We start from the raw sequence: 14,158 nt of genomic DNA on the forward strand, positions 1-14,158 counted from the left end.
ATATTTTTTCCAGGAACGCGTTACAGTATTATCCTTTTGCCTGAGAGTTTCGTAATAAAATTACTTGCACCTTCGGCGATAAAAAGTTATCTTTTTATGCTCTCTAATACTGATCAATCGCTACTTAATAAAGTTGTTATTTCTTGATAAATTTCAGATACATTTTGGTTACTATTCACTTTCATGAATGCGATTTCATTATATCTTGAAATCCTTGATAAATACAAGTTTTTTAGTTGTTCTAGGGACTTATTATTCGCATTAGGGCGATGAGGATCATTCACTATTCTATTAAAGACAATCTCTATATCACAATCTAACCATATGACTTGTTTCTGATTTTTTAATAGATCCAATGAAGCAGAATTTTCAATTATTCCACCGCCAGTAGATATGATATCAAATTGATTGATACATTCACTTAAATATTTAAATTCTAATTTTCTAAAGTAAGATTCTCCTCTTTCCTTAAATATTTGAGGAATAGTTATATTTTCTCTTTTTTCAATATAGTCATCTAAATCTACATAGCTTAGATGTAATTGATTCATCAAATATTGACCTACTGTTGTTTTACCGGTTCCCATGAACCCTATTAGAATGATTGGTATTTCTAGATTTTTCAACAACATCAACCTCTATAAGCTTATTAACGATAACTTCTTTATATATTTTTTCTAAGTTATGTGTTGTCTTTAATTTTAAACTATATTGAGTTATATAAAAAGATATAATTGTTAAATATATAGAAAAAATAATCATCAAGAATGGACTGATAAATGCTTTTTGTTTATAAATATAATGTTTTGAATTGAGAATAATTCGTATTTCCTACCTTCAGAATGATTTTGGTGATATTATTGTTCGTCTTTATAATTTTAACCATACTTACTTGGTTCAGCAATGTAATGTTGCCTTTACCATTTATTTGTTTATATATTTTATTGTTTTTGAAAATATATTCTATATTCTTCTCTTTATTGATTAAGTGTAAGGTATGTCTTTCTTTAATGATGGGGTTAATTGCACCTTCTTTTTGTTCTTTTAAAAAGTCACTATGAAAAAATTCATATTCTATTGAACTATTTTCTAAAGCTATTTGTTTATATTGACCAATCATTTTGATAGTTAATGGTACGGAAGTTAGTAGAATTGTAGTTATCATTAATGAAAAAATCATTTCAATAAATGTAAAACTTGGTAGTTTATTTTTTAATACAATAGCGCTTTTTATTTTGGTTGTTTGTGGTACAAATTTCCTCATTAGATAATTTAATTGTAAAATCATCTATATTAACCCCTTGCTTCAAATGATTTAAATCAAATTTATTTAAGCTTACAATGATTATTTTTTGCATCTCGATATTATCTATCTGATTTTGATAATTAATCAGTAAATGATTAATCATTTCAATAAATGTTAAGGTGATTATGCTCATGATAAAAAATGCAAATAAGCTATCCAGCATTAAACTGCCCTTTAATTTATAATTTGGTATACCTTATTCGTCCTTTCTCAATATGAAATATAACTTTATATATTGAATGTTTCATTTTAATGTCTAGCGAACCAAAATGATTAATATTACCATTTTTATCAAAGGTAATTAGGTTTATTTTTGTTATTTTTACGATCTTTCCATCTCTTATTTTTATGTGATATTTATTACCGTGTTCTTCTATAACTTTAATGTTAGAAGACTGATTATAAAATATTAAAGTGATTGATTGTTTTTCGCCAATTGCTTTTGATTTTAAATAATTTATTTGAGTGATGAGTTGATTGATATTCATGTCATCATTGCTCTTTGATATCGTTAATAGATTTTTACTACTTATAGTACATACCAATAAAATCGACAAAATAAATAACACCATTAACATTTCTATAAAATTGTATGCTTTAATTTGCAATTGCTTCGCCATTACTTATTGAAATTGTTTCACCTGTTTTACAACTTCTTTGATTCTCTTTAATATATCCTTCTGTAATTAAATCCTGTATAGTATTAGGATTTCTATTATGTTTTAGTGTATAAGCTTCAATTTGGCTATTTATCATTTTAACTTGTGCATCGCAACCGGTTGATTGTATATGAGCCGTTTGTTTGGCAATGTTAGGAATAATTAAAATAAGTAATAAACTTATTATTAATAATACTAATAGCATCTCGATTAAGGTGAAAGCTTTAGTTTTAAGTGAGTAGTCGTTTTTTTTCATTATTTCACACCTCTAATTTATTGATTGCAACATATCGAACATTGGTAGCATGATAGATAAATATAAAGAAACAATAAATATACCTAACATTAGAAATATTATGGGTTGGATGAATTTGATATGTCGCTTTGCCAATATTTCAAATTGATGTACTAGTATTTGACTATACAGTGTTAATTCAATATCAAGTTTTCCACTCTTTTCACCTTGTTCTATGAACTTGATCAAATCATTTTCGTAGCATCTTAATTGCTTTAAAATATTAGGAAGTTTTTCACCTTGATTGGACTGCTTTAAAATTATTTCGCATAAATATTTGTGGAATTGATTACTATTCGGTTGTTGAAAGATTTCTACGATGAGCTGTAGATTAATTCCATTACGATAAAAATGAGCAAGTTCAGTAGATAATTGATATGTCTTTAAAATTTTATAGTAGCTTTTTATTATAGGTAGATTGCTCATTAAATGAATTTGTTTTATTATTGGCATTTTTCTATAACTAATATGAAAGATGATAAAAATAACTAAAATAAAACAACTGAGAAATAAAATGAAATAAGGAAGTCCTGAAATAAATGAGGAAAGTACTAATTGGAGTGATGATAATTCAATATTCATTGTTTGATAAAGATCTTTGAATTGAGGTATTACTGTAATATTTAAGATTAGTAAGATAAGAAAAAATATAAATATTAATACGACGGGGTACTGAATTGTTTTAATGACACTTTGTTTAACTTGAATTTGCTTTTTTAAAAAAAGGATTGATTCATTTAGTGTTGCCTCTAAATTTCCAAATTTTTCAGCAAGATATATTTGAGTAATGATATCATTAGCATAATCTAAATATTGAAATATTTCATAGCAGTGCGCACCATTTTCTATTTTAGCCATAAGTTCCATTTGAGTTTTAGTGCCTTTATATTTAAAATGCAAGTTCAAAAATTTAAAAGATTCGTATAATGTGAATCCATTTGTTAATAATTGATATAATCGTTGCATTAAATCTAACTGTTCGCCTTTAGTTAAACATTTACGCCTTGATTGATTAAATATATTTATCAGCAATTGTTTCACATATAATACCCTCTTTAGTCATATCATCGAGTTTTGAAGATAAACGTTTAAATGATCTAGGCATTGTTTGATTATGTTCAAAAAAGTAATTGATTTGATTTTTAAACATAAGTTCACATACTAATTGGCGTTGTTGACTAGATGTGGTTATTAATCGTTGGTTAGATATTAAATTGATAGCTTGTGATAGTTCTTGAATCGTAATACCCATTTCTAATAATCTCAATAACGCCCCCTTACAATCATTAGCATGTAATGTACTTAATACTAAATGGCCACTGGGTCACATCGAAGTATTGCTTTAAATGAACTTGCATAAGTGATACCAGCCTTAGTATTTACTGAGATTTGAGTAATGCCTTTTAAAATTTGTTCTACAGGATCTTCTATAGATATCACATTAAGATTCAGTTCTTTTTGAGCATACATAACCATTTGATACATGAGTGTGCTTTTACCAGAACCAGTAGGTCCTGTAAAAAGTAGTAATCCTTGTTTCTTATTCATTAAATGTTTAAAATCATTAAATTCATATGTTTCCTTTTTATTTTGAAAATATTGAGGAACGATTCTAATTACACAACTTTCACTGCCGATTGATAATGGGAGAGTTGAAATACGTAAGTAATAAACTGACCTTAATTTATAGGTGTAACGCCCACTTTGAGCAATTTGCTGTGTCGACACATCCAATCCTGCTTGAAATTTCATAAAAACGAGTAGTTTACGGTAAACCCCTATATCAAGTGTTTCGTAGGGTGTTAAAGTATCATTCACTCTGAATTTTATATGAACATAATGTTCCATTGGAATAAAATGTACGTCACTTGCTTTATATACTATGGCTTTATTAATTATCTCTTGAAATAATATTTTCAAAAAAACACCTCCTACATTTATTAACGTAAGAGGTGTTAAATTTACTTTAGCCATTTAAAAATGGATTCAATTGTTCATCGTCGACTGTAGTATAAGGTCCATGACCTGGGAATAATGGTAAATCACCTTCTAATTCAAATAATTTATCTTTGATAGAATCAACAAGTGTTTCATAATCACCTTTATATAAATCAGTTCTACCAATACCATTATTAAATAAAGTATCACCTACAACTGCAAATTCATCAAATACAAATGATAAACTTCCTGGTGAATGTCCCGGAGTATGCAATACATTAAATGTAAAATCCCCAATTTGTGCTGGGCCTTCATTAAGGGCTTCAGGTTTAGCTTGACTAATTACTTGTGGCATACCATATTGTTTAAATTTTGATGCACCATTTTTTTCAGGATCATTTAAGAAGTCAAACTCTTCTTTATGCATATATACTGGTACGTTGTATTTGTTTATAATATCGTCTAAAGCACCAATATGATCATAATGTGCATGAGTAAGTATGATTGCTTCTAAAGGTTTATTGATTTGATTTAATTTTTTAACAATTTTATCTGTTTCACTAGATGGATCCACAAGTAATACCTTTTTGTCATTTTCTATAAAGTACGTATTAGTATCTACTAACCCCAAAGTTAAACTAGAGATTCTCATAATTTACTCCCCACCATTATCTAAATGTTTTTGTACAGATTTTAACTTATCATTCATTTTTCTTGATTTATCTCTGCGATCGTCAATTCTGATATTCGTACAAACTCTATCTAAACCTTTATCAAATGGTAATTCATGAATCGCTTGTACTACTTCAAATAAATCTTTTAAATCGCCTTCGATAAGTGTGTTCATAGGTGTTAATTGGTAATCTATTTTGCCTTGTTCTTTATATTCTTTTAATTTTGTTTGAATCTCAGCAATGTACTTACTAACACTTGGTCCCTCAGTACCTACTGGAATGACTACAACGTCAACAATTGCCATTATTTCACATCCTCTTTATCTAAAATGTATGTTTTAATTAAGCCAGCTGCGCCAGTGATACCTGCATTATTTCCTAACTCTGCTTGAACAATTTCAGTATCTTGTTGTGCAGGTGTAAATGTTAAGTTTCTATATTCAGTTTTGATATTTTCTACTAAGATTAAGCCTGCTGTAGACATGCCGCCACCTAAAACAATGTATTTCGGATTACTAGTAACACTTAAAATACTACATAAGTATGCAATATAATTAGCTACTTTTTCAGTAATGAAAATACAGAATTGGTCTCCTTCTTTAGCTGCGTCAAATACTGCTTTAGCTGTTACTTTATTATCCTTAATGAGTTGTAGGATTGATGATTTAAAAGTTAATTTTGGATAATAGAAATTAACTAGATTAACAACGCCTGTAGCTGAGGCAACTGTTTCTATACAACCGGATTTACCACAATTACATTTGAATCGTTGATCAAAGTCAGCTCTGAAGTGTCCTATTTCAGCACCAGAACCATTATGACCATGTACCAACTCTCCATTAGAAATAATTCCTCCACCAAGGCCTGTACCTAATGTGATTGTAACAACATCATCAGCACCTTTACCTGCACCTTTATGCTTTTCACCTAATGCTGCAACGTTAGCGTCGTTATCTACGTAAACTGGACAATCTATGAAACTTTGATAAATTTCAGTTACGTTTACGCTATCTTCCCAGTGTAAATTTACCGCACCATTGACAACACCAGTTTCAAAGTCAACTGGGCCAGGGACACCGATTCCCACACCAATCACATTTGACATTTCATAACCTAGTTCAGCTACCTTTTCTTTAAAAGATTCATGTATATTTTTTAAAAGTAATTTTCCTGTATGATCAGTTGTATCTGTATGGATTGACCATTTTTCAATACGGTCGAGATTAGTATTAAATATACCTAATTTACAAGTAGTCCCACCAATATCAGCAGCTAAAATAATTTTCGTCATTTATGTTCATTCCTTCTTTGGTTTATTATCATTATACATTTAAGATATTCATCTTTTGTTAATAACTCAAAATGGTATAAAGATTTGATTTCTTGTAACATCATTTCATACATATCTTGTGGATCTTTGAAATAGATGATATATCCATATTTTTTTAATAACTGTAAAACATCATAGAAATTATTAAGTTTACGAGTCACTTTTTTTACTCAACTCTTTTTCTAAATTTTTATATTGAGAATTATTAGGATTAGCTTTTACTGCTTTCTTAATATATTTTATAGCCTTATCATTATCTTTTAATGAACGATTGGCAATTGCCATTTCATAATTTAATATACCGGAATTAGGAAAGTATCTTAATCCGCGTTCCCAGTCTGCCATAGCCTCAGCTTTAGAACTTTTAGTAGCAGTGATTAATCCACTTAAGTAATATGTTTGATCATCTGCATAATCTTTTTTAATAGATTGGTTAACAATTTTTTTGGCTTCATCATAATGCCCCGATAACATTTGATCACGTATTAATTTGTCATAGATATTATCTTCTTTAATACTAAATATTCTAATTTGCATTGCCACAAAAAGAACTAGTAAAGTAATCAATAATATCCAAAATATATTACGGTTTACGTTGAAATAATAGCCAATTAAAGTGATTAGTAGTCCACCAACAAATCCACCTAAGTGAGCCATGACATTAATATTTGACATGAATAATGATAGACCAATCAAAATGACTAAAGCAATTAATAATTGACCAATTACTTTTTTATCAAATGTTTTACTTAAATATAAAATGGCAAAAATCGAACCTATTAGTCCGAAAATTGCGCCACTAGCACCAACAGAAATCATTGTTGTATTAAAAGACAATGATACGAAATTACCGAAAATGCCAGCAAATAAATAAATAGCTAACATCTTCCAGGATCCTAACACTGATTCTACTATTTTACCAAAAATGTAAAGTGATAACATATTCATCAAAATATGTTCAAAATTATAGTGTAGAAACATTGATGTGACTAATCGATACCATTCACTATGAACTACATTAAAATGTACTAAGCCACCTACATCTAGTAATTTTATATCAGAAAAGCGGTTGAAATAAAGTATCATACATAACCATAAGGCAACATTCGATATAATTAATATATATGTAATGGGTGAAAAACGTTGCATATGTTTATCTAAAATATTGTTTGAGAGTACTTTATTTCTATATGAGACTGACGTTTTTTTAGAATCATTACGCTTAAATAATTTAGTTAAAATAACATTTGGCAATACACGTTCTAAATCTCTATCCTCTTTAATAATCTTAAATTTTAACTTTAAAGGATATGTTTCGTCTAATGAATCTGTTGTTAACGTTTTGTCTGTAAAATAATAAAATTGAAATGATGTAGGTTTATATCCAACAAGCACCTCAATCTGTTCTTGATTTTCAATAATTTTACTTTTATCAAAACGTATTTCTTGTGTTGAGGTAACATAATTTGAAAATATGACTATACTCTTCTTTTTTTTATTACTTAACCATATTTCTTGATCATCTTTTTCTCTACTTATAACATCATAATTTAAATATCTAATCCAGTAATAAATGGTTTTCCAAAATTGCTTTTTTATGTTCATTTTTGCCTCCACTTGTGGCCATTATAAATAATTAACTCATCTACAGGTTGATCGTGTTCATCTGGTTTAAAATCAATTAATTGAAAATCATATAATAAGCTAATTGTATTCGGTTTAAATTTAGAAAGAAAACGATCATAGAAACCGCCCCCGTATCCTATTCTGTATCCATCGCTTTTAAATCCGACACCAGGGACGACAACTAAATCTAATTGATTTGATGTATTAGTATTTGATATAGAATGATAGATACCTTTTTCATCACGTTCTATTTCATTCAAATCTAGTAGTTGTTTAAAAGTCATGATTTTGGATTTGTAGTCTACTTCAGGAACAAATATTTTTTTATGATCTTTCAGTGATTGTTGAATGATTTTATATGTATTCACTTCATGTGGTAAGGATAGTACTATACCAATAGATGTTGCCTCTTGATATGATTGAGATTTAAAAAACTGATTAGCTAACCAATCATCAGCAATATCTTTTTCAGTATTAGAATGTTTTTTCATTGTGGTTAAAATAGACGATCTTATCTCTTTTTTATTCATTTTTTCACCTACTTTTACTATCCCATATTATAACGTTTATGTAATTTTATGTCATTAAGTTGAATCGTATAATAGTAATTACAATTATTATATTGAAACTATTGTTCAAAATTCTGTAGAATGATTGTCAAAATTAAAATCATGTTTAAGAATCGATTTAAAAAATAAAAGACGGAATCTAAATTTAGATTTCCGTCTTTTTGTATTGAATATTTGTTTAGTTAAATAATTTAATTATTTAGTTTCACGGTGTAAAGTTTGTTTATTATCACGTGCACAGTATTTTTTCATTTCAATACGTTCTGGGTTTGTTCTTTTGTTTTTTGTAGAGATGTAGTTTCTTTCACCACATTCTGTACAAGCTAATGTAACGTTAACGCGCATGATTATTCCTCCTTACCTTTTCTAAATACGACCTTTACATTATACCAATTAGTTGATTAAATGCAAAGTAAATTTTAAGAATCAATAGTAATACTTTTGAAATTATTACTAAATAGAATTAAATGTAACGACTATTTTTCTGTACTATCACCATTTTTATCTTTATCTTTAAAGTAATAATTAATGACATCTCTTCCTAAATCTCCACCATTTAACCAAGGTGGCGGTACAGGTTGATTCGTATATACGATTGAGAAAGCCAGTTTTGGATCTTTAATTGGTGCATAACCAACATACGTTGAATTTACTCTTGGTTCTCCATCTTGGAAGACCTCTGCCGTTCCTGTCTTACCTGCTGATGGTACTACGGTATCTTTGAAACTAGCATATCCTGTTCCATCTTTTTCATTAAAGGCCATTTTAAAGCCATCTTGAACTTCATCAATTTCTTTTTGAGAATTATTGACTTTATTTAATACATTTCCTTTAACTTTTCGTTTTACTGGACCTAATTCATCTTTATTTGTTGCATCATGTATAGATAGTCCAATATGAGGCTGAATTCTATAGCCATTATTAGCAATAGTTGAAACATATTGTGATAGTTGTAAAGGTGTATACGTATCATATTGACCAATTGATAGGTCTAGGTAATTCCCTGGATTATTTGTTAATGGTTCAATTTGACCATTTGTTTCATTTGGTAAATCGATACCTGTTTTAACACCTAGTCCAACTTGATTTAACCCTTTACGAAGTTTTTGACCTGCCATTGAGATATCACTTGGTAATGGCATACCTGAATAATATGGATCTCCTGCTAATTTCAACGCTGTTTTAAACATATAAACGTTAGATGAATGCATTAACGCTTCTTTATCGTTAATAGTTACACGTCCGTCTTTGTTAAAGTAAGAACGTTTTGTTAATCCACCTTGGAATTTTAATGGTTCATCGACCATTTGTGCTCCAACTTTAATAGCATTATTTTGATAACCAGCAAGTAACGTTCCGCCTTTAACAGAGGAACCTACAGCAAATTGTGCTGTGAAGTTTCCGATATCATAATCCGTTAATTTACCATTTTTACTAATTTGTTTGCCTGCCATAGCTAATATATCCCCATTTTTAGGGTCTTGAACAACAATCATTGCATTGTCCATGTCTTTAGCACCTTGACTACGCAATTTTGCAATTTGTTTATCTAAAAGAGACTCAACTTTTTTCTGTAAGTCAATATCAATTGTTAATTGTAAATCATGACCTCTTGAACCTGGATTAATGACTTCAGAATTGATGACTTTACCAGATTTATCTGTTGTATACTTCATTTGTTTCTTTTTACCACGAAGTACATCTTCATATTGATATTCTAGGTATGATTTACCTACTCGGTCATTTCGTGAATAACCTTTAGATAAATATTGCTCAGTTAGTTCTTTTGGTAAACCTTCTGTTGACGTAGAAACATCACCAAATATACCTCTAAGTGTGTCTTTATAAGGATATTTTCTATCCCAATCCATAGATGTATTAACACCTGGTAGTTTAGATAATTGTTGTGACACTGCTGCATATTCTTTTTCTGTAACATCTTCATTTTTAATTATTTGAGGGTCTAATGTACTACCCGCATTCATTTCACGGTAAATAGCTAATATTTGTAAATCTTTTTTTGATAATTCACTTAATTGCTTTTTACCAATTTTTTTTCGTTGTTGTTCATCATATTGTTCCTGAGAAATGCTGCCATCTTCTAACATAGACTGCTCTTTTTTCATTAAGTCTTTCGCTTTTTGGGGATGTAAAGTAACCCAAAAATCTTTTTTATCTCTATCAGTAATTTTGTCTGTATCCATATTAATTAATGAAGATAACTTTTTAGCGGTTTCGAGCATCTCTTTTTGTGATGTTTTACGCCCTCTTGTATATGTAATAGCCATCTTAGATGCATTGTCTACTAAGACCTTACCATTACGGTCTACAATGCGTCCTCTAGGTACAGATTCATTCACGGTAATATTTTCATCATTTTTAATTAATTGTTTATAATGTGAACCTTGTGCAATCTGTAGATAACCAAGTCTTAATACCATAATTGCAAAAATAAACACAACTAATCCAAAGATAAAATTAATTCTTCGATTCATGGTGTTTCTTACTTTTTCATCATTTGATTTTTCCTTTAATCTTTTAAGCAAAACAACCTACCTCTATTCAAAGTATCTCTTTAAAATGATATATGAAAATCAAAAATTTTTCTATCATTTTGATAAAAAAAGAGTCTGGAAAACTATTAAAGTTCCAGACTCGATAAAATACTGTTAAATTATTTAGCAGCGTTGTATAACTCGTCAACTTTTTCCCAGTTAACAACATTCCAGAAAGCACTGATATAATCTGGACGTTTGTTTTGATATTTAAGGTAATAAGCATGTTCCCAAACATCTAAGCCAAGGATAGGTGTTTTACCTTCAGTTAATGGGTTATCTTGGTTTGGAGTTGTAACGATTTCTAATTGACCATTATTAACAACTAACCAAGCCCAACCTGAGCCAAAGCGAGCTGCAGCTTTGTCAGCGAATTCTTTTTTGAATTCATCTAAAGAACCCCATTGTTCTTTAATTTTATCTACTACTTCACCTTTTTCTTCTGAATTAGGTGTTAATAATTCCCAGAATAATGAGTGGTTTAAGTGACCGCCACCGTTATTTCTAACTGCAGTTTGAATATCTGAAGGTACACTATCTAAGTTAGCTACAATTTCTTCAATTGATTTAGCTTCTAAGTCAGTACCTTCTACTGCTGCGTTTAATTTTGTTACATAAGTGTTGTGGTGTTTATCATGGTGAATCTCCATAGTTTCTTTATCGATGTGTGGTTCTAATGCGTCAAATGCATATGGTAATTTTGGTAATTCAAATGCCATAAATAATCATCCTCCTAAAATGTCTGTAATTTCATCATAACAAGCAGTCACATTTTCGACAATAAATGTGCTTACTTATGTGCTACTAATTATCCTTACAATTATTATATATCTCAAAATAGCTTTATTTAAACATTAAACCGGAATAAAACAGACATATTAATCTATTTCATACTAATGGAGTATACTTTTTGAGAAAATTTGTGTACTTTCACATTAAATAAAAAGGTGGAATCACTTAGACTTAACTCTTAAGCCCATTTGTCATTCCATCTTAAAATTAAGATATCATTTATTTAGCTATCTTTTGACATTTTTCACAAATACCATAAACTTCAAGTTTATGTGTATGAATATCGACATTCGGTAAATATTGTTTTACTTGATCAATTGGACAAAAGTCGATGACTTTTGTATCACCACATTTTTCACAGATAAAGTGATGATGGTGATGATTAGTACAAGCAATTCTAAACTTCATTTCGCCATCTAATTCAGTACTTTCAATAATGGCTAAATCTTTAAATAAATGAAGATTTCGATAAATAGTATCAAATGAAATACCTGGATAATCTTTATCCATTACTTGTTGTATATATTTAGCGTTAATGTATTTATCTTCTTTAACAAAAATATTGAGCATATCGTTACGTTTATCTGTATATTTCAAACCGTTTTCTTTTAAAATTTTAATTGCATCACTAGTATTCATATTTACGATCTCCCTTTTGTGACTTTGATTTTAATTTTTGATAAGTCATCGTTATCATTAGCATAATGACTAATAGTACTACAATCACGCCACCAGGCGAAATATTGATATAAAAAGCTACAACAAGTCCTAATATGACTGAAAGTTCACCAATAATAATACTTAGTACAATTAATTGTTTAAATCCTTTAGTCCAACGCATTGCAATTGCTACAGGTAATGTGATTAAAGCACTGACTAATAATATTCCAACTACTCTCATAGACGCAGAAATAACCATTGCAACTACGACAATAAATAAAAACTGGATCCATTTTGGAATACCTATCACTTTACTATATTCTTCATCGAAAGATAAAATAAATAATTCTTTGTAAAATAATGAAATAAATAATAATACTAAAATAGTAATGAAAATGATAGTTGTTAAATCACTTAAGTTTACTGCACTGATAGAGCCAAATAATAAGCCTACAATTTCTTGGTTAAATCCATCAGCCAATGAGATAAAAATAGCACTTAATGCGATACCTGCACTCATAATAATTGGAATTGCGATTTCCTGATAATTTGTATAAGATGTGCGCAATTTTTCAATTAATAATGCACCTATAATAGCAAATAATATACCAAACCACATTGGGTTAATTAAAGTTAATGCAGGTATTACTGTAATCACAAACATGCCAAATGATATTCCACCTAATGTAACATGGCTCAAAGCATCAGCAATTAGTGAAAGCCTTCGTACTACTATAAAAGCACCAATTAAAGGTGCAATAAAACCTATTAAGATACCACTAATTAAGGAGTATCTCATAAAATCAAAATTTAATAATGCATCTATCATGAGTTACACTCCTCAAAATTATTTCTGATTAGATATATAGATAGTAAAACTAATATTAATTACAACATTCTCTATTGTGTTGATGATCAACAAATTGAATAGGATGACCATATATTTTAGAAATTTCAACTTCGTCCAGAGATTTAAAATCTTCTGTTGTACCATGAAAATGCAAATGTTTATTTAAACATGCCACTTCAGTAGCTGTATCAGCAACTACACCAATATCATGAGTGACTAAAATTATAGTGATGCCTTCTTTTTTTAAGCGATTTAGTGTTTCATAAAACTCATTTACGTGTTTAGCATCAATTCCATTAGTAGGTTCATCCAAAACCAACACACTCGGATTAGAAATTAAAGCACGTGCAATGAGAACACGCTGTTGTTGACCACCTGATAGCTCTGCAATATTTTTATGAAGTAAATGTGAAATATTCAATCGTTCTAATACATGTTCAACTTGTTTTACATCATTTTGGTTAAAACGTTGGAAGAGTTTTTTTGTTTTAGTTAGCCCACTAAGAACCACTTCTTTAACGCTTGCTGGAAAACCGGCAGTAAATGAAGAAGCCTTTTGTGAAACATAACTAATTTTCAACGAAGATTTATTATTTTTTATTGGATGTCCATCAATAAAGATTTCTCCAGATTGTAAAGGTAATAAACCTAAAATGATTTTTAAAAGAGTGGATTTTCCGGCACCATTTGGGCCTACTATTGCTAAAAACTCGCCTTTATTAATTTTAATATTTATATTTTCAAGTACTTGTTTATGATCAAAATAATAATCAATGTTTTTGAGTTCAAATACTGGTGTTGTCATTTTTTCACCTCATTTTATACTATACATCTTGATATACCTAATGTAAATAGTAATGTTTACGACTAAACTGGCGCTACAGAATAATCTGTAACGCCAGTT

17 protein-coding genes, 1 pseudogene and 1 riboswitch are annotated in these 14,158 nt (G+C 29.2%); all 18 genes and pseudogenes read right to left on the bottom strand.

Annotated elements, in window-relative coordinates:
• Positions 1 to 18 precede the first annotated feature (18 nt).
• Positions 19 to 117, bottom strand: a riboswitch (glycine riboswitch).
• The gene (locus ACJQQZ_RS04790) at positions 114 to 632 is read right to left on the bottom strand and encodes a shikimate kinase (protein ID WP_037552472.1); all 519 of its coding nucleotides are present in this window, start codon (positions 630 to 632) and stop codon (positions 114 to 116) included. Its footprint overlaps the riboswitch before it by 4 nt.
• Positions 633 to 790: 158 nt before the next feature.
• Positions 791 to 1,288, bottom strand: coding sequence for a competence type IV pilus minor pilin ComGF (locus ACJQQZ_RS04795; protein ID WP_049425449.1), 498 nt, complete (start codon positions 1,286 to 1,288; stop codon positions 791 to 793).
• 197 nt (positions 1,289 to 1,485) lie between these two features.
• On the bottom strand, positions 1,486 to 1,926 hold the full coding sequence (comGD, locus tag ACJQQZ_RS04800; RefSeq protein ID WP_049425186.1) for a competence type IV pilus minor pilin ComGD: 441 nt from the start codon (positions 1,924 to 1,926) through the stop codon (positions 1,486 to 1,488).
• Positions 1,904 to 2,221 (bottom strand): competence type IV pilus major pilin ComGC, encoded by a 318-nt coding sequence (gene comGC, locus ACJQQZ_RS04805; protein ID WP_107533249.1) that lies wholly within the window; start codon positions 2,219 to 2,221, stop codon positions 1,904 to 1,906. The genes comGD and comGC overlap by 23 nt, the downstream gene beginning before the upstream one ends.
• A 12-nt stretch (positions 2,222 to 2,233) precedes the next feature.
• A complete protein-coding gene (comGB, locus tag ACJQQZ_RS04810; protein ID WP_408023087.1) occupies positions 2,234 to 3,301 on the bottom strand; it encodes a competence type IV pilus assembly protein ComGB in 1,068 nt (355 codons plus the stop codon).
• Positions 3,273 to 4,180: pseudogene (locus tag ACJQQZ_RS04815) on the bottom strand (ATPase, T2SS/T4P/T4SS family). The gene comGB and the pseudogene ACJQQZ_RS04815 overlap by 29 nt, the downstream one beginning before the upstream one ends.
• Before the next feature lie 46 nt (positions 4,181 to 4,226).
• The gene (locus ACJQQZ_RS04820; RefSeq protein WP_049425182.1) at positions 4,227 to 4,850 is read right to left on the bottom strand and encodes an MBL fold metallo-hydrolase; all 624 of its coding nucleotides are present in this window, start codon (positions 4,848 to 4,850) and stop codon (positions 4,227 to 4,229) included.
• 3 nt (positions 4,851 to 4,853) lie between these two features.
• Positions 4,854 to 5,177, bottom strand: coding sequence for an MTH1187 family thiamine-binding protein (locus tag ACJQQZ_RS04825; RefSeq protein WP_002451887.1), 324 nt, complete (start codon positions 5,175 to 5,177; stop codon positions 4,854 to 4,856).
• On the bottom strand, positions 5,177 to 6,163 hold the full coding sequence (locus tag ACJQQZ_RS04830) for an ROK family glucokinase (RefSeq protein WP_049425179.1): 987 nt from the start codon (positions 6,161 to 6,163) through the stop codon (positions 5,177 to 5,179). The genes ACJQQZ_RS04825 and ACJQQZ_RS04830 overlap by 1 nt, the downstream gene beginning before the upstream one ends.
• Positions 6,160 to 6,363, bottom strand: a complete 204-nt coding sequence (locus ACJQQZ_RS04835) for a YqgQ family protein (RefSeq protein WP_002451885.1) — start codon at positions 6,361 to 6,363, stop codon at positions 6,160 to 6,162. The genes ACJQQZ_RS04830 and ACJQQZ_RS04835 overlap by 4 nt, the downstream gene beginning before the upstream one ends.
• On the bottom strand, positions 6,353 to 7,807 hold the full coding sequence (locus ACJQQZ_RS04840; protein ID WP_124228275.1) for a rhomboid family protein: 1,455 nt from the start codon (positions 7,805 to 7,807) through the stop codon (positions 6,353 to 6,355). Before ACJQQZ_RS04840 ends, ACJQQZ_RS04835 begins: the two co-directional genes overlap by 11 nt.
• Positions 7,804 to 8,358 (bottom strand): 5-formyltetrahydrofolate cyclo-ligase, encoded by a 555-nt coding sequence (locus ACJQQZ_RS04845; protein WP_049425175.1) that lies wholly within the window; start codon positions 8,356 to 8,358, stop codon positions 7,804 to 7,806. Before ACJQQZ_RS04845 ends, ACJQQZ_RS04840 begins: the two co-directional genes overlap by 4 nt.
• A gap of 234 nt (positions 8,359 to 8,592) precedes the next feature.
• A complete protein-coding gene (gene rpmG, locus ACJQQZ_RS04850) occupies positions 8,593 to 8,742 on the bottom strand; it encodes a 50S ribosomal protein L33 (protein WP_002451882.1) in 150 nt (49 codons plus the stop codon).
• Positions 8,743 to 8,873: 131 nt separating this feature from the next.
• Complete coding sequence (locus ACJQQZ_RS04855; RefSeq protein WP_124228274.1) at positions 8,874 to 10,943, bottom strand: peptidoglycan D,D-transpeptidase FtsI family protein; 2,070 nt, start codon at positions 10,941 to 10,943, stop codon at positions 8,874 to 8,876.
• A 128-nt stretch (positions 10,944 to 11,071) separates the two neighbouring features.
• Positions 11,072 to 11,671, bottom strand: a complete 600-nt coding sequence (locus ACJQQZ_RS04860) for a superoxide dismutase (protein ID WP_002451880.1) — start codon at positions 11,669 to 11,671, stop codon at positions 11,072 to 11,074.
• 292 nt (positions 11,672 to 11,963) lie between these two features.
• Positions 11,964 to 12,383 carry a Fur family transcriptional regulator gene (locus tag ACJQQZ_RS04865; protein ID WP_002451879.1) on the bottom strand — a complete coding sequence of 140 codons (420 nt, stop codon included), beginning with the start codon at positions 12,381 to 12,383 and terminating at the stop codon, positions 11,964 to 11,966.
• The gene (locus ACJQQZ_RS04870; protein ID WP_049424366.1) at positions 12,373 to 13,233 is read right to left on the bottom strand and encodes a metal ABC transporter permease; all 861 of its coding nucleotides are present in this window, start codon (positions 13,231 to 13,233) and stop codon (positions 12,373 to 12,375) included. The genes ACJQQZ_RS04865 and ACJQQZ_RS04870 overlap by 11 nt, the downstream gene beginning before the upstream one ends.
• Positions 13,234 to 13,288: 55 nt before the next feature.
• Positions 13,289 to 14,059: a metal ABC transporter ATP-binding protein gene (locus ACJQQZ_RS04875; protein WP_145505309.1), complete on the bottom strand. Its 771-nt coding sequence runs from the start codon at positions 14,057 to 14,059 to the stop codon at positions 13,289 to 13,291.
• Positions 14,060 to 14,158: the final 99 nt, after the last annotated feature.

Origin of the sequence: Staphylococcus sp. KUGN1 (assembly GCF_045984185.1) — a bacterium.
Classification (GTDB): Bacteria; Bacillota; Bacilli; order Staphylococcales; family Staphylococcaceae; genus Staphylococcus; species Staphylococcus warneri_A.